We start from the raw sequence: 22,634 nt of genomic DNA, 5'->3' as shown, positions 1-22,634 counted from the left end.
CGTTATGTCGTGAGAAGCCGGGGGTAGGAGGTTCCTCATGATGGCGAAGGCAGCACGGGCAGCGGCGGCGTGGCGGACGTACCGCGAGGTGACCAAGCCTGGCACGCCGGGAATGATGACCAGGGTGCGGGCGATCCCGCGCATGATCGGCGCGGTCACGCGCGGCCGCTACGACGGCATGGGCAAGGGCAGGCTCGCCCTGATGGCGCTCGGCGTGGTCTACATCCTGTCGCCGATCGACGTCATCCCCGACTTCCTGGTGCTCATCGGGGTGGCCGACGACTTCGGCGTGTTCCTGTGGCTGATCGCCTCGCTGCTCGGCGAGAGCGGTCGCTACGTCGAGCACGAGCGCAAGGTCATCCAGGCCAGGCTGGTCGGGGACGAGGGTTAGATCTCCTCCATCCGCAACCAGGCGCGCGAGGGCAGCGGATGCCCGAACAGGCGGGCGGCGTTGCCGTAGGCGACCCTGGCGATGTCGGCGGGCGGCAGCGCGCCGAGGTTGCCGGCCACGGCCTTCTGGGTGTCGGGCCACGTCGAGTCGGAGTGCGGATAGCCGCTCTCCTGCAGCACGTGGTCGAGCCCGACCGCGAGGCGCACGCCGGACAGCGCGTGGTCGTCGAGCGTGCCGAAGAAGAAGTTGCGGCGCAGCACCTCGCTGGGCTTCAGGCCGCCGTCCCAGGCGGCCTCGCCGGCGACCGGGTGGTCGAGCGCGTAGTCGGCGCGCTCGGCCAGCATCGGCAGCCAGCCGACCCCGCCCTCGACGATGAGGATGCGCAGCCCGGGAAAGCGCAGCGGCAGGCCCGACCAGAGCCAGTCGGCGCAGGCGAACATGGCGCTGGTGGGCATCAGCGTGGTGATCGCCTCGATGGGCGTGTCGGGCGAGGGCACGGGCGACCAGGAGGAGTCGCCGGTGTGCAGGGCCACGACCGTGCCGGTCTCCTCGCAGGCGGCGAAGAACGGGTCCCAGTGACCGGTGTGGATCGACGGCAGCCTGAGCCGGGTCGGGAACTCGGGGAAGACCACGGCCTTGAAGCCGCGGGCGGCGTTGGCCCTGATCTCCTTGGCGGCGATGTCCGGATCGGGCAGCCAGGGTAGTTGCAGGCCGATGATCCGCTCGGGGTAGGTGCCGGCCCAGACGTCGATGTGCCAGTCGTTCCACGCCTTGACCAGGGCCAGGCCGAGCTCCTGGTCGCGGGTCCTGGCGAACGGCATGCCCGCCTGGCCGGCCAGCATGCCGGGGAAGCAGAGCGCCGCCCAGATGCCGGCGACGTCCATGTCCTGGACGCGGGCCTCGATGTCGTGGCAGCCGGGACGCATCTGCTCGAACCTGACCGGATCCAGGGTCCACTGCTCGCGCGGCAGCCCGGCGCCCACGTCGATGCCCGCGCACGGGTACGTGGCCCCGCCGTAGCGCCAGACCTGGTGACCGGCGTCCGTCTCCACGACCTTGGGCGCGACGTCGGCGTATTTCTCCGGGAGCCTGTCCTCGAAGAGGTCAGGAGGCTCGATCAGGTGATCGTCGGCAGAGATGATCACATAGTCGCGCCGCCGGGGATCAGGGTCGGGGAGCAGCGGCGTAGTCACGCAGGTAACCGTACGACGACGGCATAACGTCGAACAAGCTGCGACGTATCCGTTGGGTATCCATACATTCGTACCCGGGACCGCCTGGAGGGGGATGGCGGCGGTCCCGGGCCGTGGGGTCCTTGAGGATGCTGCCCCTTGCGGACCCCGGCGGCTTCTACCCGCGGGAGATCGAATCAGTCAGGAGATTTCGGCGAAGTTCGGCGATGGTGGACCGCTCGACCTGGAGGACGCCGGTGACGTAGCGCTCGACGGAGCCGTGCCGCTCGATCAGGTCGTCCAGGAACAGGCGCATGGCCTGGGCGGGGGCCTGGCCGAACCCCGGCCACATCAGGGCGTCCGGATGCCTGGTGTGCCGGTCGGCGATGAAGCGCTCGGTGGCCAGGCCGGTCAGGGCGTAGTCGGCGACGATGTCGTCCTCGGCCACGCCGGCCAGGGAGAGGATCAGCGCGGTGAGCAGGCCGGTGCGGTCCTTGCCCACCGCGCAGTGGACGACGACCGGCGCGTTGTCGTCGACGGCGATCGTCTCCACGGCGGTGCGCAGGTTCTCCACGCCGTCCTCGGTCATCTCCAGGTACCGGTCGGCGAGGTAGCGCTCGACGCCGAGCTCCTCGCTGAACTCGGCGATGTTCCAGGCGCGGCCCTCGATCGGCAGGTTCCGGTAGGTCAGCCCTTCGGTCTCCGGCACCCGGCCGGATCTCTCGACCTCGGAGGAATGCCGCAGGTCGATGACAGTGCGCACGCGCAGCGCGTGGAAGGCGGCCAGGTCGTCGCCGGACAGCCAGCCCAGGGAGTCGGCCCGGTAGAGCCGCTGCCACCGGACGGTACGCCCGTCCTCGGTGGCATATCCACCTACGTCACGAAAGTTGCGGAGATTGGTGAACTCAATGTGGCGGATCACCCTTCAACCTTAGTTGGCGGCGGTTTCCGCCTCCGGGGACGCCACGGGCTCGCCGGAGGCCTTTCCGGCCTTCCGCTCGGCCACCTCGCGCCGGATCAGCATGATCCAGCCGCCGATGGCGATGCCGATGAACAACCACCACTGGACCCCGTAGGCCAGGTTGAGCCCGCCGCCGGAGCCGACGTCGGGCGCGGGCACCGGCGCGGGTGCCGAGCCGGACGCCGGCTGCTGCCCGGTGAGCTCGACATAGCCGCCCACCAGCCGGTACGGCCACCGCTTCCCGATCTTGTCCGCGTCGATCAGCAGCACCTGGCCGTCCGGCAGGCCGGACCGTTCGCGGATGCCGGTGGAGTCTTCGGTCTCGTTCAGACGTAGCCGTCCGGTGACAGTTACCTGTCCGGTGGGCGGGGCGGGGACCGGGGGAGCCGCGTCGGCGCTGGCGGCGGCCGGGATCCAGCCACGGTTGACGATCACCGCGGCGCCGTCGCCGGTGACGAGGGGGGTCAGGACGTAGAAGCCGTTCTGGCCCTCCTGCGGGCGGCGGCGTACGAGCAGGCCGTTGGCGGCGTCGTACGTGCCGGAGGCGACGACCGTGCGGTAGCGGTCGGCCTCGCCGACCTGCCGGCCGGGAGCCGTGAGCCGGTCGAGCGGGGTGGGGGCGGCCTCGATGTTGGAGGTCACCCTGTCCTTGTTGTCGGACCGCTCCTCGAACCGCCCGAACTGCCACCTGCCCAGGAACACGAACGAGGGGATGACCAGCAGCACCACGACGTGGAGCGCCAGCCACCGGGGCGTCAGCAGGAACCGGTACACGCTTCAAGGTTAGGCACCGGGGCGGGTGCTCCCTCACGCGGCCGTCCGGCTAGACGCTGCGCAGCCCGGGGCCCGGGCCGGGCACCGGCGTCACCTCGCGCGGACCGGCCACCTCGTGGCCCTCTGCGCAGCGGAAGCGCAGCTCGACGGGGGCGCCGCAGTCGCGGTGGGTGAGCCGCACCGGCGGGCCCTCGTCGTCGGCCAGGTATTTGTCACCCCAGTGCATGAGCGCGACCAGCAGCGGATAGAGGTCGCGGCCCTTGTCGGTGAGCCGGTATTCGTCGCGCTGGCGCTGGCCGGGCTCGCGGTAGGGCTCCTTGCGCAGCAGGCCCTCGTCGACCAGCCGGGCCAGACGGGCGCTGAGCACCTGGCGGGGGGCGCCGGTGATCGCCTGCATGTCGGCGAACCGCCGTACGCCGCTGAACGCCTCGCGCAGCACCAGGAATGTCCACTTCTCGCCGACGATGTCCAGGGTGCGCTCGATCGAGCAGTTGTCCACCCGGAAGCCCAATCGGAACGGCACGTTCATCTCCCCATCATATCTGAGTTCAATTGACAGACCCAGCTCTGAAAGGCAGGCTGAGTCTATGCACGGAACTCAGATCCGCCCGGTCCGCCCGGACGACGAGGAACGGATCAGACGCTTCCTGACCGGGTTGTCTCTGCACACGCAGACGTTGCGGTTCTTCACCGGCCTGACCGTCCCGGCCGCCCACCTCGTACGCGCCCTGCTGACCCTGGACGAACGCCGCGACGCGCTCGTCGTCACCGCCGGGGACGAGATCGTCGGGCACGCCATGAGCTACCGGGGCGGCTGCGCCGACGTCGAGATCGCCGTCGTCGTGGCCGACCGCTGGCAGGGGTGCGGGCTCGGCCCGTGGCTCGTCGACGCCTTGCTGCTCAGGGCCGCCGGGAGGGGCGCGCGTACCGTGGGGATGGACGTGCTGGGCGAGAACCGGCGGGTGCTCGGGCTCGTCCGCAGGCTGTGGCCGGACGCCAGGATGAAGGTCGCGTCCGGGACGGTCGAGGTGACCGCTATGATCGATCTGGCCGGAGTATTTGCGGAACAAGGTTCTGGTAGCACACCATTGACAGTGTGAAGAGTGTCAAGAACGGACGCGACGGCCGCACCCGCATCATCGAGGGTGCCCTCCGCCGCTTCAGCCAGGACGGTGTCTCGGCCACCACGCTGGCCAGTCTGCGCGAGGAGAGCGGTGTAAGCGTCGGCAGCTTCTACCACCACTTCGCCAGCAAGGAACATGTCTACGGCGTCCTGTACGCCGAGATCCTCGACGCCTACCAGCAGGCGTTCCTCGCCGAGCTGGTCGGTCACGACGACGCCCGCGCCGGCATCGAGGCCGTGGTCGCCTTCCACATGCGCTGGGCCGGCGAGCACCCCGAGCGGGCCAGGATCCTGGTCAGCGAGCGCCCGCCGCGCAAGCACGAGCCGGGCGGCGCGGAGGTCGCCGAGGCCAGGCGGGCGTTCTTCCGCCAGGTCTCCGACTGGTGGAAGCCGCACATGAAGAACGGCCGGCTCCAGCCCGTCCACGCCACCATGTGCTACGTCCTGTGGCTCGGTCCCGCGCAGGAGATGTGCCGTCTGTGGTTCGCCGGGGCGCACACCCCGACCGAGGAAGAGATCAAGGGCCTGGGCGAGGCGGCCTGGCAGAGTCTCCGCCAGCGCGGGGAGCAATGATCTGAGTACCGTCTGTGGTGTTATTGTCCAAATGTGAGAAGACCTCGGGCTCTGGTACTGCCCGACCTGCCGGAGAGCGCGCTCGCCCGCCTGGGCGAGGTCGCCGACGTGGCCGAGGCTCCTCCGCGGCCCAGCGTCGGCTTCACCGACGAGCAGCTCGCCGACCTGGTCATCGAGACCGGCGCGAACGTGCTCATCACCGACGGCGACCAGGTTCGCACCTCGGTACTCGGACTTCACATCGACATCGTGGCCAGCCTGGGCGCCCCCACGGGCGTGGACCTGCGCCTGGCCGCCGAACGCGGGGTCACCGTCCTGCACGCCCCCGACCGCGACCCGGAGGCGGTGGCCGAGCTGACGCTCGCGCTGCTGTTCGCGGTCAGCAGGAACATCGTCACCGCCGACCGTGAGGTGCGCAGGGGCCGGGCGCACCGCGGCAGGGTGCCCCCGGCCCAACGCCACCGCGGCAGACGGCTCACCGGCCGCACGCTGGGCATCGTGGGCCTCGGACGGATCGGCCGGGCCATGCGCTGGCGCTGCCAGGGGCTGGGCATGCGGGTGGTCACCTGCGACCCGTTCGTCCCCGAGGCCACGCACACCCTGCCCGCGCTGCTGGCGGAGGCCGACGTGGTGTCGCTGCACGTGCCGCTGACCCCGGACACGAGGGGCTTCTTCGGCTACAGCGAGTTCGGCGCGATGCGCCACGGCGCGATCTACCTCAACACCTCACGCGGAGCCCTGCACGACCTGACCGCCCTGGTGGACGCCTTGCGGCAGGGCCAGGTCGGCGGCGCCGGGCTCGACCACTTCGAGGGCGAATGGCTCGATCCGGCCCACCCGCTGACCAGGCTGCCGAACGTCGTGCTCACGCCCAGACTGGGCGAGGCCACCGGGGAGAGCCTGGAGGAGCTGGCGGAGGCGCTGGTGGAGGACATCGCGCGGCTGCTGCGGGGCGAGCCGCCCGCCTACGCGTGCGCGCCGGTCAGGCCGGTTGCCGGATCCGCGTCCTGACCTGCCAGCGGGAGCGGTCGAGGGAGATGTCCAGCCGCAGGTCGCCGCGCTGCCTGCGCAGGCCGGGCACGCGCACCCGGTCGTGGACGTCGAACCTGCCGCGCGAGGGATAGCCGAACCCCAGCTCGCCGGGCAGCACCCGCAGGTCGTCGCGGTTGCCGCAGCGCGGGCAGGTCCACGAGACGAGGTCCAGGCCACGGTTGTAGTCGGAGCAGGCGTTGAAGTACTCGTCGGGCCCGAATCGCGATTCGCAGGCCAGGCAGGGGATCAGCATGGTGGCGCGCTCCTCGGTGCGGCGTCTTGCACCCTTAGAGATACCGCCACCCACTTGTCCATGGCTTGCAGAACGCTTGGGGGTGTAAGTAACAGTATGAGCACTGTCGGTGGCTGGTGAAAGGATGGTGTCCGTGGAACGACTGCGCCATCACCTCCTCGAAACCGGCTACACGATCGACGGCGTCCGCGACCGGCTCGGCGCCATGGCGGCCTCGGCCCTGGCGCGGGAGGAGCTCGTCCCGGCTCTGCGGGCGACCGCCGACGGCGACCCCCTGGCCACCCTGATCAGGCTCTGGTGGCTCGGCGTGCCGGTCCCGGCCAGGGCCGTGCCGGCCGCCGTCCTGGAGTCGGGCCTGGTGTCGGCCGACGGCGACCTGATCAGGGCGACCGTGCACCTCCAGCCCTGGGAGACCGGCGGCTACGTGGTCTCCGACCGCAAGGTCCGGCCCGGCGACCCGGCGCTGCGGGCCGACCACGTCGTGGGGGCGGGCGGCGCCTCGGCCAACCTGGCCCAGCTCGTCACCAGGCGTGCCGTCCCGCGCGCGCTCGACCTCGGCACCGGCTGCGGTGTCCAGGTGCTGCACCTGGCCGGCCGCGCCGAGCAGGTGGTGGCGACCGACCTCAACCCGCGCGCCGTCGAGCTGGCCCGGCTGAGCTGGGAGCTGTCCGGCGTGCCGGGCGTCGACGCCCGGGTGGGGTCGATGTTCGAGCCGGTCGAGGACGAGCTGTTCGACCTGGTCGTCAGCAACCCGCCGTTCGTCATCGCCCCCGGGGCCGAGCGCACGCTGACCTACCGCGAGTCCGGCGGCGAGGCCGACGACTTCTGCCGCGACCTCGTCCGCCGCACCCCGCGCCACCTGGCGCCCGGCGGGCAGGCCCACTTCCTGGCCAACTGGCTGCACGTCGAGGGCGAGGACTGGCACGACCGGGTGGGCGGCTGGCTGCGCGAGACCGGCTGCGACGCCTGGGTCGTCCAGCGCGACGTCCAGGACCCGGCCGAATACGTCGAGCTGTGGCTCAAGGACGCCGCCGAGCAGGGCACCAAGGGCTACACCGACCACTACGACCGGTGGCTGGCCTGGTTCGACGAGCGCAAGGTCGAGGGCATCGGCTTCGGCTGGATCACCATGCGCAACTCGGGCACGCTCGACCCGGTCGTGCGCGTGGAGCACCTTCCCCACCAGGTGGCCCTCCCGGTCGGCGACTACGTCGACGACGTGCTCGACGCGATCGCCGCCGCCCACCGGGCCGCCGACCTCGACGCGGCGCTGCTGCGCACGGCCGAAGGGGTGCTCGACGAGCGCGTCGGCCTGCCCGGCGCCGAGGACCCGATCCGGATCGTGCTGCGCCAGACGCAGGGGCTGCGGCGCAGCAGGGAGGTCGGCACCGTCGAGGCCGCGCTGGCCGGCGTGTGCGACGGCGACCTGGCGCTCGGGCCGCTGCTCAACGTGATCGCCGAGCTGGTCGGCGACGGCGAGATCCCCAACGCCGACGCGATCCGGCCGCTCATCGCCGAGGGTTATTTCCTGCTTTGATTCACCGTTGATCCGACGTTGACCCCCCGGGTGGAAGCTCTTGACCGAGACGCGGGCCTGGGGGGTTCAAAGGTCCCGTGTCGAGTCCGGCCGGTCGTCTGATGTGAGGCGGCTAGCCGTCACGCGAAGCATCCGGATGACCGGGCCCCCTGGCGACGCGTGGCGGTCAGGATGACCGGCCGGGCTGCCATCGGCATTGACGAAGGACAGCTGTGATCAACCATGTGTGGATGACACGTCTGGACGACGAGCTGTACTCAGGACTCGACGACGGACCGTTCGACGGCGAAGCCGTCCAGCAGGAGTTTCAGGTCGCCGGCTTCGGGGGCGCCGAGCCTGGTGAAGACGTCGTAGGCCTGCCGGAGGCAGTCCAGGCTCCGCCCGGTGCTGCCAAGTCCGCGTAGCGCCCGGCCGAGCACGGTGAGCGAGAGCGCCTCGCCGTACGGGTGGCCGATCTCGCGCGAGACCACGAGGGCCTGCTCGGCGTGGCGTACGGCGTCGGGGTAGCGCCCGGCGGCGATGAACGTCTCGGCCAGCCGGGAGCACACGCGCTGCTCCCAGACGCGCTGCTTGCTGGAACGGAAGAAGGCCAGGCACTCGGCGTGGTGGTGCACCGCCTCGGTGAGCCGGCCGACCCGGCTGAGCACGATGCCCAGGTGGTAGCGGGCGCGGGCGGTGCCGGCGCCGCTGCCGATCTCGGTGAAGATGGCCAGGCCCTTCTCCGCCGCGGCGATGGCGTCGTCGGCGTGGCCGAGGCCGAGGTGGTCGCGGGCCGAGTAGCTGAGCACCAGGGCCTCGCCGGCGGGCACGCCGTTCTCGCGGTAGTAGCGGGAGGCGGCGTCGAACAGGGCCAGGGCCTCGGTGTGGCGGCGCTGCCGGCCGACGACGACGGCCAGCGCGTTGAGCACCTCGCCGGTGACGATCTTCTCGTGGCGGGCGTCGGAGAGCTCGTACACGCGGCGGAAGTGCGTCTCGGACTCCGAGAGCCGGTTGCTCGCGAACAGCACCCGGCCCAGCACGTAACGCGAGCGCAGCTCGCTCGCCTCGTCGTCCAGGCTCAGCGCGGCGGCGAGCACCGCGCGGGTGCCCTGGTCGAACTCGCGGGTGTGGGTACCGGCCTCCAGCAGCGGTTCCATGGCCACCAGCATGTCGGCGGCCGGCAGCAGCTGCTCGCCCGTGGGGGATGCGGTCGCGGCCTGGTTGATGGCCGCGAACAGCGAGTCGCCCTCGGAGATCAGCCAGGCCACGGCCTCGTCGACGGAGGTGAAGGTGAGCCCGCTGCCGACCACGGCCAGGTTGTCGGGGATCATGCTGCCCTCGTAGGCCAGCTGATGGGCGGACCGGGACGAGGCCAGGTAGAAGCCGAGCAGCCGGCGCAACGCCAGCGACTTGTCCTCGGGACGCTCGGTCTTGTCCAGGACGCGCCTGGCGAACAGCCTGAGCAGGTCGTGGAAGCGGTAGCGGCCGGGCGCGGTGGCCTCCAGGAGGCTCATGTCGACCAGCGACTCCAGCAGCTCCTCGGCCTCGTACATGGTCATCGCCAGCACGGCCGCGGCGGCGCCGATCGAGATGTCGGGGCCCTTCGGCAGGGACAGCAGGCGGAACGCGCGGGCCTGGGCGGGTTCGAGCTGGCCGTAACCGAGCGCGAACGTGGCCTCGACGGCCAGGTTGCCCACGCGCAGCTCGTCGAGGCGGCGCTGCTCGTCGGCCAGCCTGGGCACCAGCGAGGCGACCGTCCAGGAGGGGCGGGCGGCCAGCCGCGCGGCCACGATCCGGACGGCCAGCGGCAGGAATCCGCAGGCGGCGACCACGTCCATGGCGGCGCCGTGCTCGGCCGCCACCCGCTCGGGACCGGCCACGGTGGAGAACAGCGACAGCGCCTCGTCCGGCTCCATGACGTCGAGGTCGATCAGCCTGGCCGCGGGCAGGTCGGCCAGCTTGGCCCGGCTGGTGACGATCGTGGCGCAGCCCGGCGAGCCCGGCAGCAGCGGGCTGACCTGGTCGGCGTCGCGGGCGTTGTCCAGCAGCACGAGGATGCGCCGGTCGGACAGCAGCGAGCGGTAGAGCGCCGAACGTTCGGCCAGGCCGTCGGGGATGACGTCAGGGGGGACGCCGAGCGCGCGCAGGAAGCCGCCGAGCGCCGACTCCGGCGCGGTCACCTCGTCGCTGTGACCGCGCAGGTCGGCGTAGAGCTGGCCGTCGGGGAACAGGTCGTCGGCCGTGTGCGCCACGTGAACGGCCAGCGTGGTCTTGCCGACGCCGCCGATGCCGCACAGCGCCACCACCGGCACGCCCTCCGCCGACGACTGCGAGGACAGCAGGGTGTGGACGCGGACGGCCACCTCCTTGCGCCCGGTGAAGTCGTTGACCGCGGCGGGGAGCTGCGCGGGACGCGGCAGTTCGAGCGCGGGCGGCTCCTCCTCGGCCGCGTGTTCGTCGGCGGCCTGCTCGGCCGCGGACGGGGGAGGCGTGAGGGCGAGCGCCGGGTCGGCGGCCAGGATGCGCTGGTGGAGCGTGGTCAGCTCGCTGCCGGGCTCGATGCCCAGCTCGTCGATCAGCGCCTCGCGCGTCTCGGTGAACACGTTGAGCGCGTCGCCCTGCCGTCCGCACCGGTAGTAGGCCAGCATGAGCTGGGCGCGCAGCCGTTCGCGCAGCGGGTGCTCGGCGGTGAGCGCGATCAGCTCGGACACGACCGCGGCGTGGTCGCCCAGCTCCAGGTCGAGGTCCATGAGGGTCTCGATGACGCTGACGCGGCGTTCGGCCAGGCGGTCGCGCTGGTGCTCGGCGTACGGGCCGACGGCTCCGGCCAGCGGCTCGCCCTCGAACAGGGTCAGCGCGGCCCGCATGCCCTCGGCGGCGGCGGAGAGGCGGCCGGACTTGCGCGCGGACTCGGCCTCGGCGATGCCGCGTTCGAAGCGGGTCAGGTCGAGGGCGTCGTTGGGCAGGCGGAGCGCGTAGCCGCGGCCGATGGAGGTCAGCAGCTCGGGGCGGGAACGGGCGGGCCTGTCGGGTTCGAGGACCGTGCGCAGGCGGGAGACGTACGTGCGCAGCGCGCCCAGGGCGCGGGGCGGCGCGTCCTCGCCCCAGACGGCGTCGATCATCTCGGCGGGCGTGACCGCCCGGCCCTCCCGCAGGAGGAGCATGCCGAGGATGGAGCGTTGCAGCGGGGTGCCCAGGTCGAGTTCCTGCCCCTCGCGCCACGCGCGGACGGGACCGAGCACGGCGAACCGCAGCCCGCCCTCAACGCTCTGACCAGCCATGCCGTCTGTCTCCTGGGCAATGGAACGATTTGTGTCCAAATGATAGATCCAGCACTACTCACCACCTAGAGCTGGGCTGATCACCGAACGACCCGTTGATCCGCCTTTGATCCGGTGTTGACCGCGCCTCCGCATGCTGATGGTGGGCCGGACATGACACACCGACACGGGGGCGTGTCATGTAGAGCCGATGGGGACGCAGAAAAATACAGGCCCCGCCCGGAAAAGTATGGGCGGGGCCGTTGCCGATGTTCCTACGCTGCCTCTACCAGTCCGAGCCGCATGGCCAGCCGTTCTCGGACGAGCGGCCATTCGGAGTTCAGGATCGAGTAGAAGGCCGTATCTCGGACCGTGTTGTCGGCGCCTCGGCTATCCGCTCGCCGCACCCCGTCGAAGTGTGCGCCGAGGGCCTCGATGGCGGCCCGGGATCGGACGTTCCTGACATCTGCCTTGAGTGTGATGCGGTGGACGTTCCAGGTCTCGAAGGCGAGCGAGAGCATGAGGAACTTGCTCTCCCGGTTGACGCCCGTGCCCTGGGCGCAGGCGCCCAGCCAGGTGTAACCGATGTCCGCCACGGACGGGATGTCGCCCACCGCACCCCGTGTACCCGGAGGCCAGGGCATGGGCCCCTGCCAGTACTCCAGGTGCATGAGACGGGTGGCACCGACCACGCGGTCGGTGTTCAGCCACCGGATGGCGAAGGGCAGCGTGCGGCCCTCCGCCTGCTCAGCCATGGCGGCCTCCACATAGGAGACCATCTCGTCCCGGCCGTCCGGGACGCGAGTGAAGGCGTAAGTGGAGCGGTCTTCACTCGCCGCGGCGACGAGATCGTCGATCACCGCGTGGCTGAGAGGTTCCAGGCGCACGGAGCGCCCGGACAAGGTGACAAGAGCGGGCATGAGCACATGATGAGGCTCACGCGGGGCGCGTGTAACCAGGCTCTCGGCACCATCTTTCCCGGGTTTCTTGATGTGCGGTGTTTCCGCAGGTCAGAGGGCTGATTTGGTGGATGGTAAACCAGCTCTTGGGGAAAGATTCGCCTAACCGTGACATGGCGCCGGGACCAGCGCCGGATGCCGTTCACCGACGACGCCGTGACGGACCAGGGACAGCTCCTTCAACCCCATGGACAGATGGTTCAGATTTGCTGCGATCCACGGGAGTTGAAGGGGATCGGTGCTGGTCAGGGCGGTCATGCGCTCTTCGGGCGTGTCGCCGTAGAGCAGGCTCACCGCCACGCGTACGCGGGCGGCCGACGGGTCGTCGCCGAAGGCGTGTCCGGGAAGGACGCCGATGCCGTGCTCGTCCAGCAGGATCCTGGTGAGGTCGGCGGAGCCGCCCAGCCTGAGATGGCTCAGGTCGGGATAGAGGTAGAAGCCTCCCTGAGGTCGCGGCACCGAGGCGCCGATCTCCGTGAACCGCTCGTGGACGGCCCGCGCCACGATGCCGTGCAACCGGCGGCTGGCGGCGACGCGGTCGGTCAGCTCGCGCGGCTCCTCGAAGGCGTACGTCGCGGCCTCCTGGACGGGCGCGGCCGGCGCCGACCAGATCTCGCTGGCCACCGCCAGCAGCCGGGTACGCAGCGCGTGCGCGCCCTCGGGCAGCCGGGCCACGCCGATCCGCCACCCGCCGAGCGCCAGGCTCTTGCTGAGCCCGGTGGTGATGATCGTGCGCTCGGGCGCGAGGTCGGCCGGCGAGGTGTAGACCGCCGACTCGTCGTGGACGAGGTCGCGGTAGATCTCGTCGGAGATCACGATCAGGTCCAGCTCGCGCGCCACGGCCGCCAGGCGGGCGACGGTCTCCGGCGTCGCCAGCCGGCCGGTGGGGTTGTCGGGCAGCGTGACCAGCAGGGAGCTGACGGTCCTGCCCTCGGCCCGCGCCCGGCGGACCGCCGTGACGACCAGGTCCGGGTCGGGGACCCCGCCCTCTCCTGGCGGTGCGGGCACCAGGATGGGGCGGGAGCCCACCAGATCGGCCTGCGCGGCGTAGCTGACCCAGCTGGGCATGGGCAGGACGATGTCGCCGCCGATCGCCAGGAGCAGGCCGTACAGCAGCGATTTGCTGCCCGGTCCGCAGACGACCAGCTCGGGCTCGGTCAGGAGCCCCCGTCGTGTCCAGTAGCCCGCTGCCGCGGCCCGGAGCCCGGACGCCCCCGCGACCGGCCCGTAGCCGTTGCGCTCGGAGGCGGCGGCCAGCTTGTCGCGCAGCGCCGGGTGGACGGGCAGGCCGGCCTCGCCGAAGGCCAGGTGCAGCACGCGTTCCCCGGCGCGTCGTCTTCGTTCGATGTCTTCGTTCGCCGCCAAGGTGGCGGACAAGGTCACCGTCATGTTTGTCACGTTCCCAGGGTGGTTGTATGAAGGCATCAGGACAAGCGAGGCTTTTTGTGGGTAGGCATAAGGAAGTCTGATGCTCGAATTCCGGCGTTTGGCACTGATCTGCGAGTTCGCTCGCCGTGGCAGCATCGCGGCCGCCGCCGAGTCCCTGGGCTACAGCCCGTCGGCCGTCTCCCAGCAGCTCGCGGCGCTGGAACGGGAGACCGGCACCGCGCTCATCGACAGGACCGCGCGCAGCGCGGAGCTCACCGACGCGGGACGCCGGCTCGTCCAGCACGCCGAACGCATCCTGTCAATGGTCGAGGAGGCCGAGTCCGACCTCTCCGCCCATGCGGGCACCCCTTCGGGGCGCGTCGTCGTCACCGCCTTCCCCACAGCGGCCGTGGCATTCGCGCCGGCGCTCGCGCGTTCGCTGCGCCGCCACACCGAGCTGACGCTCCGACTGGGCCAGAGCCGGTCAGGCCGGGGGATGCGGGAGGTCCAGTCGGGCGAGGTGGACATCGCCCTGGTGGACGACTGGTACGGCGCGGTCCGCGAGAGCGAGAGCCTGCGGGTCTTCCCCCTGCTGCGCGACCCCATCGTGCTCGTCGTGCCGCGCAGGCACCGGCTGGCCGACCCCGACGTGCCGCTCGACCTGCGCGAACTGCGCGACGAACCGTGGATGGCCACCCCCGACGGCGAGCCCTCGCGCCTGGCGGTGGACCGGCTGTTCCAGGACGTCGGCGGCACCCGGCCGACGCCCTGGGAGTTCGAGGGGCTGGGGACGATCCTCTCGCTCGTCGCCAAGGGCATCGGCATCGCGGCGGTGCCCGCGCTCGCGCTGGCCGCCGGGGTGCGGGGGCTGTCGGTGCGGGAGTTCCCCGGCAGCCCGGTCGGCCGCGACGTGCACGCGGTGGCCCGCAGGTCCAGCGTGCACCGGCCGTCGGTGTCGGTGACGTTGCGGGCGATCCACGTGGCCGCCCGGTACATCGCGGGCGATCTGGAACCGGTGACCCCGGCCGAGCGGTAGCGTCTGCGCATGGCGCCGACGTACGAGATCGAGCAGCTCCTGCTGTCCATGCCGAGCACCCGCACGGTCGCGGGCGTCGACGAGGTGGGCAGGGGTGCGTGGGCGGGGCCGGTGACGGTCTGTGCCGTCGTGACCGACCTGTCCGAGCCGCCGCCCGGCCTGACCGACTCCAAGCAGGTCTCGGCCGCCAAGCGGGGGCCGCTCGCCGACGAGCTGACCGCGTGGGCGGCCGGCATCGGGTTCGGCGAGGCGAGCCACGCCGAGATCGACGCGCTCGGCATGACCGAGGCGCTGCGCAGGGCCGCCCGCCGGGCGCTCGAAGCCCTGCCGGTGCGCCCCGACGCCGTGATCCTCGACGGCAAGCACGACTACATCGGCGCTCCCTGGCCGGTCCGCCTGGAGATCAAGGGCGACGCGGCCAGCGTCTCGGTCGCGGCGGCCTCGGTCCTGGCCAAGGTGCGGCGCGACGCGTACATGGGGCTGATCGGGCATGAGGAGTACGGCTTCGCGGAGAACGCCGGATATCCCTCGCCCGCACACCAGGAGGCCCTGGCCCGGCTCGGCCCCACGCCGCACCACCGGCTCTCCTGGTCCTACCTGGACGACCTGCCGCAATGGCGGCATCTGAAGCAGGTCAGGGATCCGCTCGTGGGTGAAGGGCAGGCCGCGCTGTTCGGCTGAGCCGTAGGATCGGGGGAGTGCGGATCGGGATCTTCGTCATCGCGGCGTGCTTTCCCGGCCAGGATCCCGGGCGGGTCCTGCGGAACTCGGTGGAGCTGATCGAGGCCGCCGAGGCGGCCGGGTTCCACGACGCCTGGATCGCCGAGCATCACTTCATGTCCTACGGCGTGTGCCCGTCGGCCGTCACGCTGGCCGCCGTGGCCGCGGGGCGTACCAGCCGGATCGGGCTCGGCACGGCGGTGAGCGTGCTGTCCTCGCAGCATCCCGTCGCGCTGGCCGAGCAGGCGGCCATGCTGCACCACCTGTCGGGCGGGCGGTTCACGCCCGGCGTCGGCCGGGGCGGTCCGTGGGTCGACCTGGAGGTGTTCGGCACCGGGCTCGACCGGTTCGAGCGGGGGTTCGCCGAGTCGCTCGACCTGCTGGTCGAGGCCCTGTCCGAGGGGTCGGTGGCGGCCGAGGGGGAGTTCTTCCGGTTCAGGGAGGTCGCCCTGGTGCCGCGGGCCCGGCTGCGGCCCGTGGTGGCCTGCACGTCGGGCTCGACGGTGGCGCTGGCGGCCGAGCGCGGGCTGCCGATGCTGCTCGGCATGCACATCGGGGATCGGGAGAAGGCCCAGCTGGTCGCCGAGCACGTCGCGCGCGGCGGGAGCCCGGCGGGGCACCTGGCGGCGGGGGTGGCCCACGTGGCCGACTCCACCGAGGCGGCCGTCCGCGAGCTGAAGGAGTCGATGCCCGCGTGGCTCGGCCCCGGGCTGGCCGGCTACCTGCCGGTGGACGACCGGCCACGCCCCGCACGGGACGTCGCCGCCTACGTCGACCTGCTGACGCGCATCCACCCGGTGGGCTCGCCCGCCCACTGCGCCGAGGTGCTGCTGCGCACGGCCCAGAGCACCGGCATCGAGCACGTCATCCTGACCGTCGAGGGCATCGGCGACCACCGGCGGGCCCTGGAGGACGTGCGCCGCATCGGCGCGGAGGTCCTGCCCCTGCTGAGGGGCTGACGGGCGAGCCGGGACGGCCCGGCTCGCCCGTGGGTTCAGCAGTCGACCAGCTCCGGTTTCTGGTTGAGGATCTGGGCCCGCGGGGTCACGAACTCGTCGAGGGCCTTGGTGGCCGACGGGTCGAAGACGGCGACCCGGTGGCAGTTCTGGAAGGCCAGCCGTACGCCGAAGTGGCGTTCGAGCGCGCCGCGCATCGCGTCGCTCGCCAGACACCGCAGGAGCTGGCCACGGGCCTCCTCGGACGGCGGTGGCACCTGGTTGTCGGCGAACTCGGCTCCGCTGCGCGAGCGTTCGGTGACCAGCTCACTGATCATCGACCACGCGTAGGGGAGCGAGTCGCGGACGCAGGCGACGAACGCGGCGTCGTCCACGTCTCCGGCTCGGGCCTGGTCCAGCAGATCGTTCGGGACGGTCAGCGACATGCTGTCTCCTCTCGAAGGGGATCGAATCTGACGTTATGCGGGGGAAGAGGGTCGCTCCAGATGCCTGGAGGTGTGGTTTACGGGCCGTAGACGAAGTCAGGATCGATCTGCTCGGCCAGGTCGGCTCCCGTACGGGCGTTGGCCCACGCGCGGGCGTTGCGCAGGTGGAACTCCGCGGTCTGGCGGCCGAAGCGCGCCCAGTCCTTCTCCTGCCCGTCGAGCGTCTTGCACAGGACGGCGAGCGCGTCGAGGTTGGCCGGCTCCAGGTCGTCGAGGGTGAAGTGGCGGCCCTGCTCCATGGCGCGCACCGCCGAGGAGTGCTCCATCCACGTCAGCAGGTCGTCGCCGACGTGCTCGCGCAGGAACTCCACGTCGGACGGCCCGTGGACCTTGTTGCCGACCACGGCGAGCGCGACGTCGTACTTGGCGGCGTGGTCGCGGTACTGCTGGTAGACGCTCACGCCCTGCCTGGTGGGCTCGGCGACGAGGAAGGTCAGGTCGAAGCGGGTGAACAGCCCCGAGGCGAAGGAGTCGGACCCGGCGGTCATGTCGACCACGACGTATTCGCCCCGGCCGTCGACCAGGTGGTTGAGCAGCAGCTCGACCGCGCCGACCTTCGAGTGGTAGCAGGCCACGCCGAGGTCGTCGTCGTCGAACGGCCCCGTGGCCAGCAGGCGCAGGCCATGAGGGGTGGTCACGGCGTAGTCGAGCGCGGCCAGGTCGTCGAAGCGCAGCAGGCGCGAGCCGCGGCCCGGCGGGGTGGTCTTGACCATGGTCTCGGCCGAGGCGATGCGCGGGTTGTCGCCGCGCAGCAGGTCTTTGATCGCGGTGAGGTGGGCCCCGAGCGGCTCGGGCTGGGCGTCGAGGCCGAGCACCAGGGCCAGGTGCTGGTTGATGTCGGCGTCCATGACGACCACCGGGTCGCCCTGGCTCGCCAGGTGCCGTGCGAACAGCGCCGAGATCGTCGTCTTCCCGCTGCCGCCCTTGCCGACGAATGCCACTCTCACGTGCGCTCCCTGAAATGACGATGAAAATCGTTTCCGTTGGGCCCGGGCACCATCATGCCACACTCCGTGCACGGGTGATGGCTGTCGGGAAGGTGAGGGTTCAGCCGCAGGCGGCGTCGAGGCTGACCGGGTTCTCCGGGTCCTGGGTCGGCTCGGCGGAGTGGTGCGCGCTCGCCGACCGGTTGGCGGGGCGCTCGTCCAGGGACTCGGAGACCTTGCGCCTGATCAGGTACCAGTCGGGCGTGACGGTGCTGATCAGCGGCGGGACGAAGCTCAGGCTCCTGATCCTGGCGTCCTTCACCTTGTCCGACAGCTCGATCAGGGCCGGCAGCAGGTCCTGGGGCACGTCGCTGGAGATGGCCCGCTTGGTGGCCGCGGCCAGCTTCTCGAAGCTCTTGAGCACGGTCATCGGGTCGGCCTGCTTGGCGACCGCGTTGAGCAGGCACTTCTGGCGGCCCATGCGGACGTAGTCGTCGCTGTCGGTGCGCGACCGGCCGTACCAGAGGGCCTCCTCGCCCGAGAGTTTGCGGGTGCCCGCGGGGAGCAGGCCCTCGCGGTACTTGCCGTACACGATGGGGTACTTGACGGTGACCCGGACGCCGCCCATCGCGTCGATGATCTCGGCGAACCCCTTCATGTCGACCATGGCGTAGTAGGGGACCGGGATGCCGAGGATGTCGCTGACGGTGCGCTTGAGCAGCGACGGGCCGCGCTTGCCCTTGGGGACGCCGGGGACCATGTCCGGGTGGTCCTCGGCGTACTGGAAGATCTCGTTGAGCAGGCCGGGGGTGTTGGGGCCGTCGCCGGTGAAGCCGAAGGGGAAGCGGCTCCGGGCCGGGCCGTGCGGGAGCTGGACCTTCTGCAGGTTGCGCGGCAGGCCGAACAGGGTGGTGGCGCCGGTCTCGGTGTCCACGCTGGCCACGGTCATGCTGTCGGTGCGCACGCCGGGACGGCCGGGGGCGGCGTCCGCGCCGATGAGGAGGAAGTTGACGCGCTTCGCGCCGTTCCACGGGTCCTGGGCGACGATGGGGGCGCTGTCGTCGGTGGGGGTGGAGAAGACGCTGCGGACGACGTCGCGGGACAGGTAGGCCAGGCGGGCCGCGTACGCGGTGGGGGCCAGGACGAGCGCGCAGAGGGCGGCTGCGAGCGTGGTGGTCAGGAAGCGTCCGGCGATGTCGGAGGAGTCGGGGCGGACGAGCAGGAACGAACGGATGATCACCGCGGTCCAGGCGAGCGCGATCACGACCAGCGCCACGGTGAGCAGGGTGAGCCAGCCGGGCTGGACCGCCAGCGACAGCAGACGCGTGCTGAACGCCGTGAACACCGTGAGGATGCCGGCGAGCATCAGGACGTAGGCTGCCATCAGAGCGATGCCCATCCGATGGCGGTGGGTGGCCAGGTGCGCCACCCCCCAGAGGGCGGCCGACGCCACCGTCAGCGCAATGCTCGCACCTAGGCCGAATTCGCGATGTTTCCCTGTCATGCCTGGTCAAACCCCCAATGCCAGCCCATCCAAGTCACCATAGTTATTGCGTTGCGGCTCAATTGAGGGTGAAGGGGCAGTGTTTGCTCAATTCCCGGTCAAGACCATCTTGAGATATAACGTGAGAGTGAGCACTCGACACGGTAGCTACGGATTCGACGCACCGTGGGCCCTCGGCGGACTGTTCTTCGGAGCGATCGTCCTGCTGGCTCTCGCGGTGGTCTCCTTCATGCTGGACATCCCCGCCGCCGGGATCGCCTTCGCCTTCGGCGGGCTCTACACGCTGGCCAGCGCGGCCAGCTACCTCTACACCACCCGCCGCGGCAAGTTCGCCGTCTGGGCCGAGCTGCTGGAGCCGCTCGAAGGCGGTGAGCGGGTGCTCGACCTCGGCTGCGGGCGCGGCGCGGTGCTGCTGACGGCCGCCGCCCGGCTCACGTCCGGACGGGCCACCGGGGTCGACCTGTGGAGCACGAAGGACCAGTCGGGCAACGCCGCGGCCGTCACCCTGGCCAACGCCGCGGCGGAAGGCGTCGCCGACCGGGTCGACCTGGTCACGGGCGACATGCGCGCCCTGCCGTTCGAGGACGGCGCCTTCGACGTCGTCGTGTCGAGCCTGGCGATCCACAACATCCCCTCCGCCGAAGGTCGCGAGCAGGCCGTCCGCGAGGCCCATCGGGTGCTGCGGCCCGGCGGGCTCATGCTGGTCGCGGACTTCCGGTACGTGCCCGCCTACGAGGACGTCCTGCGCGGACTGGGCGTGATCGACATCCGCGTGCGCGACCTCGGCGCACGCCTGTGGTACGGCGGCCCCTGGTTCGGCACCACCCTGGTCGAGGCCAGAAAAGCCGCCTTGTAGGGAACGTTTGCCGTTCGTTTACCGGGTACCCAAGTGCCCTTATGAGCGACGTGGAAACCGGCACGGTAACTACCAAAGTGCCCGCACGGCTGGACCGGCTGCCGTGGTCCCGCTGGCACTGGATGATCGTCATCGGTCTCGGGACCGTATGGGTCCTCGACGGGTTAGAGGTCACCATCGTCGGCAACCTGTCCGGGCAGCTCGCCAAGCCCGGCAGCGGCCTGGACATCACCCAGGCGCAGGTCGCCGGCTTGGCCGCGGCCCTTTATGTCGCCGGGGCCTGCGTGGGGGCCCTGTTCTTCGGCTGGCTGACCGACAGGTTCGGCAGGAAGAAGCTGTTCCTGCTGACGCTCGTGGTCTACCTCGCGGCCACGCTGATGACCGCCCTGTCCTTCGACGCCTGGTGGTTCTTCCTGTTCCGGTTCATGACCGGTTTCGGCATCGGCGGCGAGTACGCGGCCATCAACTCCGCGATCGACGAGCTGATCCCGAGCCACCACCGGGGACGCATCGACATCATCATCAACGGCAGCTACTGGCTCGGCGCGGCGGGCGGCGCGCTGCTGACCGTGCCGCTGCTGAACGACCTGCCGATCAACATCGGCTGGCGGGTGGCGTTCGGGCTCGGCGTCGTGCTTGGCCTGGCCATCCTGCTGGTACGCAGGAACGTCCCGGAAAGCCCCCGATGGCTGTTCATCCACGGACGCGACCGCGAGGCCGAGCAGCTCGTGGACGACATCGAACGCCGGATCGGCGGCGACCTGCCAGAGCCGCGGGAGTCGATGACCATCCACCAGCGCAGGTCGATCGGTTTCCTCAGGATCGCGCACACGATGGTCGCGCTCTACCCCAAGCGCACGGTGCTCGGCCTGTCGCTCTTCATCGGCCAGGCGTTCCTGTACAACGCGATCACCTTCGGGTACGCCCAGATCCTGACCACGTTCTTCAAGATCGACTCGCACACCGGCTACTACTTCGCCATCATCGCGGTCGGCAACTTCCTCGGCCCGCTGCTGCTCGGCAGGCTCTTCGACACCGTCGGCCGGGTCCCGATGATCACGGCGACCTACATCGGCTCCGGAGTGCTGCTGCTCGGCACCGCCTGGCTGTTCGGCCAGGGCGCGCTGACCGCGATGACGCTGACCCTCTGCTGGTCGGCGGTGCTCTTCGTGGCCTCGGCGGGGGCGAGCGCGGCGTACCTGACGGTCAGCGAGATCTTCCCGATGGAGACCAGGGCGATGGCGATCGCGTTCTTCTTCGCGATCGGCACGGCCGCCGGGGGCATCGCGGGCCCGCTCGTGTTCGCCTCGCTGGTCGAGAGCGGCGAGCCGGGCGACACGGCGCTGGCGTTCTCCATCGGCGCGATCGTGATGATCGTCGCGGGGCTGGTCGAGCTGGTCTTCGGGGTCAAGGCCGAGCGCAAGGGCCTGGAGGAGATCGCCGCGCCGCTCACCGCCGCGCGGGCCGCATGACGCGCAGCACCTGGGTGCTGTCGGCCAGGTACAGGTGCGGAACGTCCACGAACACCCGCATCGGGCCCCGGTCCAGCTCCAGGCCGCGGGCCATGGTCGCGTGCACCTCGGCGAGCGGCAGGTAGTTGAGGTAGCTGGTGAAGGCGTTCTGGGAGCGGAAGGTGGCGGTCATGACAAGCGCGCCGTCCCGGATCCGGAACGCCACGCCGATCAGGCACGGCACCGCGTCGTACGGCTCGCCCGGGGTGGTCAGCGAGATCCACGCGCTCTTGCTGTACGGCTTGACCCGCAGCAGGTCGGCGGCCCAGGCGAGCTGCCCCCTGATCCGCGCGCCGTAGCTGTACTTGAACGGCGGCACGACCACGTCCTCGCTGAACTTCCTGCTGTACAGGGCCAGCCTCTCGGCGTCGCCGTATCGCGCGATGATCGGGTCGTCGCCCCTCACCTCGGCGATCTCGAACAGCACGGACGGCGCCTCGATCACGGGGCCGCGGTCGTCGTCGGCGAGGGTGCCCGCCGTCCAGACATGTCGCATCATCCACATCCACGCCTCCCCACATGACGCCCATGACGCAGGGCCGGGCATTCAGGTCTCCTGATTCGGGAACTCGTAGGGGTTGTGCGGGAGCCGGCGTCGCCTGGTCACGTTGCAGCGCACGTAGTAGACGGCGTAGTGGACCAGCGCGACCAGGAGGACGCCGAAGGTGAGCATGAGCAGGTTGGGCGCCTGCCCGCAGAGGCCCGTGAGGCCCACCGTCAGGTAGGTCGAGTTCGCCAGCGCCAGGGTCATCACGTTGATCCCGGGCCAGGCCAGCGGCGCGTACGTCTCCGGGAAGCGCGGGTCGGTCGGCAGGTTCGGGCTCCAGCCGAGCCGGTCCTTGAGCCTGGAGGCGTAAAGCAGGCGGAAGTTGTTGATCGCGCGGGCCGTCCTGGCGTGCGCGTCGACCGCCTCGATCAGCCGCAGGAACGGCAGCACGCTGAGCACCCCGAACGCCGTGACCAGGGCGAACAGGTACCACGGCACGCGCTGCCAGTCCGTGAGGCTCTGCGGGTCCACCACCTTGGCGCTGGTCAGGGCGATGGCCGCCAGGAACGGCCCCGACAACAGGCTCAACGCGAGCCTGGTCATCTTCAGCCGTTCTTCCTTCGCGGCCAGGTGGACCGCGTAGATGCCGGTGAAGTCCACGGCGGCGAGCTGGAGGAAGTGACTGGACTCAAGCCCGTCGTCCCGGATCATCATGCGAGGGGGGATCTTTCGCATGTGCGCTCCTGTAGTGCGTGACTCCAGTATTAGCGC

The 22,634-nt window shown here is 70.9% G+C and carries 23 protein-coding genes; 10 read left to right on the top strand and 13 right to left on the bottom strand.

The features are described 5' to 3' along the window. Positions 1 to 37 precede the first annotated feature (37 nt). Positions 38 to 391 (top strand): YkvA family protein, encoded by a 354-nt coding sequence (locus tag ACWCSU_RS18135; protein ID WP_357693450.1) that lies wholly within the window; start codon positions 38 to 40, stop codon positions 389 to 391. Here ACWCSU_RS18135 and ACWCSU_RS18130 read toward each other — a convergent pair. The 4 genes from ACWCSU_RS18130 to ACWCSU_RS18115 form a co-directional block, all read right to left on the bottom strand. Beyond that, complete coding sequence (locus ACWCSU_RS18130; RefSeq protein WP_357693452.1) at positions 388 to 1,584, bottom strand: amidohydrolase family protein; 1,197 nt, start codon at positions 1,582 to 1,584, stop codon at positions 388 to 390. The genes ACWCSU_RS18135 and ACWCSU_RS18130 overlap by 4 nt on opposite strands. 157 nt (positions 1,585 to 1,741) lie before the next feature. Further along, the gene (locus ACWCSU_RS18125) at positions 1,742 to 2,485 is read right to left on the bottom strand and encodes a tyrosine-protein phosphatase (protein WP_449936143.1); all 744 of its coding nucleotides are present in this window, start codon (positions 2,483 to 2,485) and stop codon (positions 1,742 to 1,744) included. A gap of 9 nt (positions 2,486 to 2,494) precedes the next feature. Next, positions 2,495 to 3,298: an SURF1 family cytochrome oxidase biogenesis protein gene (locus ACWCSU_RS18120; protein WP_357693456.1), complete on the bottom strand. Its 804-nt coding sequence runs from the start codon at positions 3,296 to 3,298 to the stop codon at positions 2,495 to 2,497. Positions 3,299 to 3,347: 49 nt separating this feature from the next. After that, complete coding sequence (locus ACWCSU_RS18115; protein WP_449936140.1) at positions 3,348 to 3,827, bottom strand: winged helix-turn-helix transcriptional regulator; 480 nt, start codon at positions 3,825 to 3,827, stop codon at positions 3,348 to 3,350. 58 nt (positions 3,828 to 3,885) lie between these two features. Here ACWCSU_RS18115 and ACWCSU_RS18110 point away from each other — a divergent pair, with 58 nt between their 5' ends. The 3 genes from ACWCSU_RS18110 to ACWCSU_RS18100 are packed head-to-tail and all read left to right on the top strand — an operon-like array spanning position 3,886 to position 6,005. Beyond that, complete coding sequence (locus ACWCSU_RS18110; RefSeq protein ID WP_449936138.1) at positions 3,886 to 4,398, top strand: N-acetyltransferase family protein; 513 nt, start codon at positions 3,886 to 3,888, stop codon at positions 4,396 to 4,398. Further along, positions 4,395 to 4,994, top strand: coding sequence for a TetR/AcrR family transcriptional regulator (locus ACWCSU_RS18105; RefSeq protein ID WP_364083728.1), 600 nt, complete (start codon positions 4,395 to 4,397; stop codon positions 4,992 to 4,994). Before ACWCSU_RS18110 ends, ACWCSU_RS18105 begins: the two co-directional genes overlap by 4 nt. 33 nt (positions 4,995 to 5,027) lie before the next feature. Continuing rightward, positions 5,028 to 6,005, top strand: a complete 978-nt coding sequence (locus ACWCSU_RS18100; RefSeq protein ID WP_357693463.1) for an NAD(P)-dependent oxidoreductase — start codon at positions 5,028 to 5,030, stop codon at positions 6,003 to 6,005. On the opposite strand, the gene ACWCSU_RS18095 is transcribed toward ACWCSU_RS18100, so the two are convergent. After that, on the bottom strand, positions 5,977 to 6,279 hold the full coding sequence (locus ACWCSU_RS18095; protein ID WP_357693465.1) for a hypothetical protein: 303 nt from the start codon (positions 6,277 to 6,279) through the stop codon (positions 5,977 to 5,979). The genes ACWCSU_RS18100 and ACWCSU_RS18095 overlap by 29 nt on opposite strands. Before the next feature lie 124 nt (positions 6,280 to 6,403). On the opposite strand from ACWCSU_RS18095, the gene ACWCSU_RS18090 reads away from it, so the two are divergent. Then, entirely contained in the window at positions 6,404 to 7,816 is a 1,413-nt protein-coding gene (locus ACWCSU_RS18090) for a DUF7059 domain-containing protein (protein ID WP_357693467.1), read from the top strand. 257 nt (positions 7,817 to 8,073) lie between these two features. Here ACWCSU_RS18090 and ACWCSU_RS18085 read toward each other — a convergent pair whose 3' ends face one another. From ACWCSU_RS18085 to ACWCSU_RS18075, 3 genes are all read right to left on the bottom strand, one after another. After that, positions 8,074 to 11,076, bottom strand: a complete 3,003-nt coding sequence (locus ACWCSU_RS18085; RefSeq protein ID WP_449936133.1) for an AfsR/SARP family transcriptional regulator — start codon at positions 11,074 to 11,076, stop codon at positions 8,074 to 8,076. 254 nt (positions 11,077 to 11,330) lie between these two features. After that, positions 11,331 to 11,975, bottom strand: coding sequence for a GNAT family N-acetyltransferase (locus ACWCSU_RS18080; protein ID WP_352318377.1), 645 nt, complete (start codon positions 11,973 to 11,975; stop codon positions 11,331 to 11,333). A gap of 141 nt (positions 11,976 to 12,116) precedes the next feature. Further along, on the bottom strand, positions 12,117 to 13,403 hold the full coding sequence (locus ACWCSU_RS18075; protein WP_364083736.1) for a pyridoxal phosphate-dependent aminotransferase: 1,287 nt from the start codon (positions 13,401 to 13,403) through the stop codon (positions 12,117 to 12,119). A 79-nt stretch (positions 13,404 to 13,482) separates the two neighbouring features. Here ACWCSU_RS18075 and ACWCSU_RS18070 point away from each other — a divergent pair, with 79 nt between their 5' ends. Genes ACWCSU_RS18070 through ACWCSU_RS18060 form a run of 3 tightly spaced genes read left to right on the top strand, consistent with a single transcriptional unit; the run spans position 13,483 to position 16,097 of the window. After that, complete coding sequence (locus ACWCSU_RS18070) at positions 13,483 to 14,418, top strand: LysR family transcriptional regulator (protein WP_357693473.1); 936 nt, start codon at positions 13,483 to 13,485, stop codon at positions 14,416 to 14,418. Positions 14,419 to 14,427: 9 nt separating this feature from the next. After that, complete coding sequence (locus ACWCSU_RS18065; RefSeq protein WP_364083740.1) at positions 14,428 to 15,099, top strand: ribonuclease HII; 672 nt, start codon at positions 14,428 to 14,430, stop codon at positions 15,097 to 15,099. Between the two features lie 17 nt (positions 15,100 to 15,116). Continuing rightward, positions 15,117 to 16,097 carry an LLM class flavin-dependent oxidoreductase gene (locus ACWCSU_RS18060; RefSeq protein ID WP_449936130.1) on the top strand — a complete coding sequence of 327 codons (981 nt, stop codon included), beginning with the start codon at positions 15,117 to 15,119 and terminating at the stop codon, positions 16,095 to 16,097. Positions 16,098 to 16,132: 35 nt separating this feature from the next. Here the strand turns inward: ACWCSU_RS18060 and ACWCSU_RS18055 are convergent, their stop codons facing one another. The 3 genes from ACWCSU_RS18055 to ACWCSU_RS18045 all read right to left on the bottom strand — a co-directional run bounded on the left by ACWCSU_RS18055 (position 16,133) and on the right by ACWCSU_RS18045 (position 18,889). Next, the gene (locus tag ACWCSU_RS18055; RefSeq protein WP_449936129.1) at positions 16,133 to 16,519 is read right to left on the bottom strand and encodes an SCO5389 family protein; all 387 of its coding nucleotides are present in this window, start codon (positions 16,517 to 16,519) and stop codon (positions 16,133 to 16,135) included. A gap of 77 nt (positions 16,520 to 16,596) precedes the next feature. Next, a complete protein-coding gene (locus ACWCSU_RS18050) occupies positions 16,597 to 17,526 on the bottom strand; it encodes an ATP-binding protein (protein ID WP_449936126.1) in 930 nt (309 codons plus the stop codon). A gap of 100 nt (positions 17,527 to 17,626) precedes the next feature. Then, entirely contained in the window at positions 17,627 to 18,889 is a 1,263-nt protein-coding gene (locus ACWCSU_RS18045; RefSeq protein ID WP_449936123.1) for an LCP family protein, read from the bottom strand. Between the two features lie 247 nt (positions 18,890 to 19,136). Between ACWCSU_RS18045 and ACWCSU_RS18040 the strand changes: the two genes are divergently transcribed. Next, positions 19,137 to 19,865, top strand: coding sequence for a class I SAM-dependent methyltransferase (locus tag ACWCSU_RS18040; RefSeq protein ID WP_357693485.1), 729 nt, complete (start codon positions 19,137 to 19,139; stop codon positions 19,863 to 19,865). A gap of 41 nt (positions 19,866 to 19,906) precedes the next feature. Continuing rightward, complete coding sequence (locus ACWCSU_RS18035) at positions 19,907 to 21,337, top strand: MFS transporter (RefSeq protein ID WP_449936121.1); 1,431 nt, start codon at positions 19,907 to 19,909, stop codon at positions 21,335 to 21,337. Here the strand turns inward: ACWCSU_RS18035 and ACWCSU_RS18030 are convergent. Together ACWCSU_RS18030 and ACWCSU_RS18025 are read right to left on the bottom strand one after the other, a co-directional pair. Further along, positions 21,315 to 21,881 (bottom strand): hypothetical protein, encoded by a 567-nt coding sequence (locus tag ACWCSU_RS18030; protein ID WP_397035870.1) that lies wholly within the window; start codon positions 21,879 to 21,881, stop codon positions 21,315 to 21,317. The two genes, ACWCSU_RS18035 and ACWCSU_RS18030, sit on opposite strands and share 23 nt — an antisense overlap. Positions 21,882 to 21,923: 42 nt before the next feature. Continuing rightward, the gene (locus ACWCSU_RS18025; protein WP_357693491.1) at positions 21,924 to 22,598 is read right to left on the bottom strand and encodes a hypothetical protein; all 675 of its coding nucleotides are present in this window, start codon (positions 22,596 to 22,598) and stop codon (positions 21,924 to 21,926) included. Positions 22,599 to 22,634 lie beyond the last annotated feature (36 nt).

It is taken from the genome of Nonomuraea sp. NPDC001699, assembly GCF_053596455.1.
Note: the sequence above shows the minus strand (reverse complement) of the source record. Positions and strands in the feature narration are given on the sequence as shown.

Excerpts from the sequence above, each read along its gene's own strand:
- ACWCSU_RS18030 (WP_397035870.1), bottom strand. The coding sequence starts at position 21,881 with ATGTGGATGATGCGACATGTCTGGACGGCGGGCACCCTCGCCGACGAC.
- ACWCSU_RS18080 (WP_352318377.1), bottom strand. The coding sequence starts at position 11,975 with ATGCCCGCTCTTGTCACCTTGTCCGGGCGCTCCGTGCGCCTGGAACCT.
- ACWCSU_RS18025 (WP_357693491.1), bottom strand. The coding sequence starts at position 22,598 with ATGCGAAAGATCCCCCCTCGCATGATGATCCGGGACGACGGGCTTGAG.
- ACWCSU_RS18035 (WP_449936121.1), top strand. The coding sequence starts at position 19,907 with ATGAGCGACGTGGAAACCGGCACGGTAACTACCAAAGTGCCCGCACGG.
- ACWCSU_RS18045 (WP_449936123.1), bottom strand. The coding sequence starts at position 18,889 with ATGGCAGCCTACGTCCTGATGCTCGCCGGCATCCTCACGGTGTTCACG.
- ACWCSU_RS18090 (WP_357693467.1), top strand. The coding sequence starts at position 6,404 with ATGGTGTCCGTGGAACGACTGCGCCATCACCTCCTCGAAACCGGCTAC.
- ACWCSU_RS18055 (WP_449936129.1), bottom strand. The coding sequence starts at position 16,519 with ATGTCGCTGACCGTCCCGAACGATCTGCTGGACCAGGCCCGAGCCGGA.
- ACWCSU_RS18065 (WP_364083740.1), top strand. The coding sequence starts at position 14,428 with ATGGCGCCGACGTACGAGATCGAGCAGCTCCTGCTGTCCATGCCGAGC.
- ACWCSU_RS18085 (WP_449936133.1), bottom strand. The coding sequence starts at position 11,076 with ATGGCTGGTCAGAGCGTTGAGGGCGGGCTGCGGTTCGCCGTGCTCGGT.
- ACWCSU_RS18110 (WP_449936138.1), top strand. The coding sequence starts at position 3,886 with ATGCACGGAACTCAGATCCGCCCGGTCCGCCCGGACGACGAGGAACGG.
- ACWCSU_RS18135 (WP_357693450.1), top strand. The coding sequence starts at position 38 with ATGATGGCGAAGGCAGCACGGGCAGCGGCGGCGTGGCGGACGTACCGC.
- ACWCSU_RS18070 (WP_357693473.1), top strand. The coding sequence starts at position 13,483 with ATGCTCGAATTCCGGCGTTTGGCACTGATCTGCGAGTTCGCTCGCCGT.
- ACWCSU_RS18115 (WP_449936140.1), bottom strand. The coding sequence starts at position 3,827 with ATGAACGTGCCGTTCCGATTGGGCTTCCGGGTGGACAACTGCTCGATC.
- ACWCSU_RS18095 (WP_357693465.1), bottom strand. The coding sequence starts at position 6,279 with ATGCTGATCCCCTGCCTGGCCTGCGAATCGCGATTCGGGCCCGACGAG.
- ACWCSU_RS18075 (WP_364083736.1), bottom strand. The coding sequence starts at position 13,403 with ATGACGGTGACCTTGTCCGCCACCTTGGCGGCGAACGAAGACATCGAA.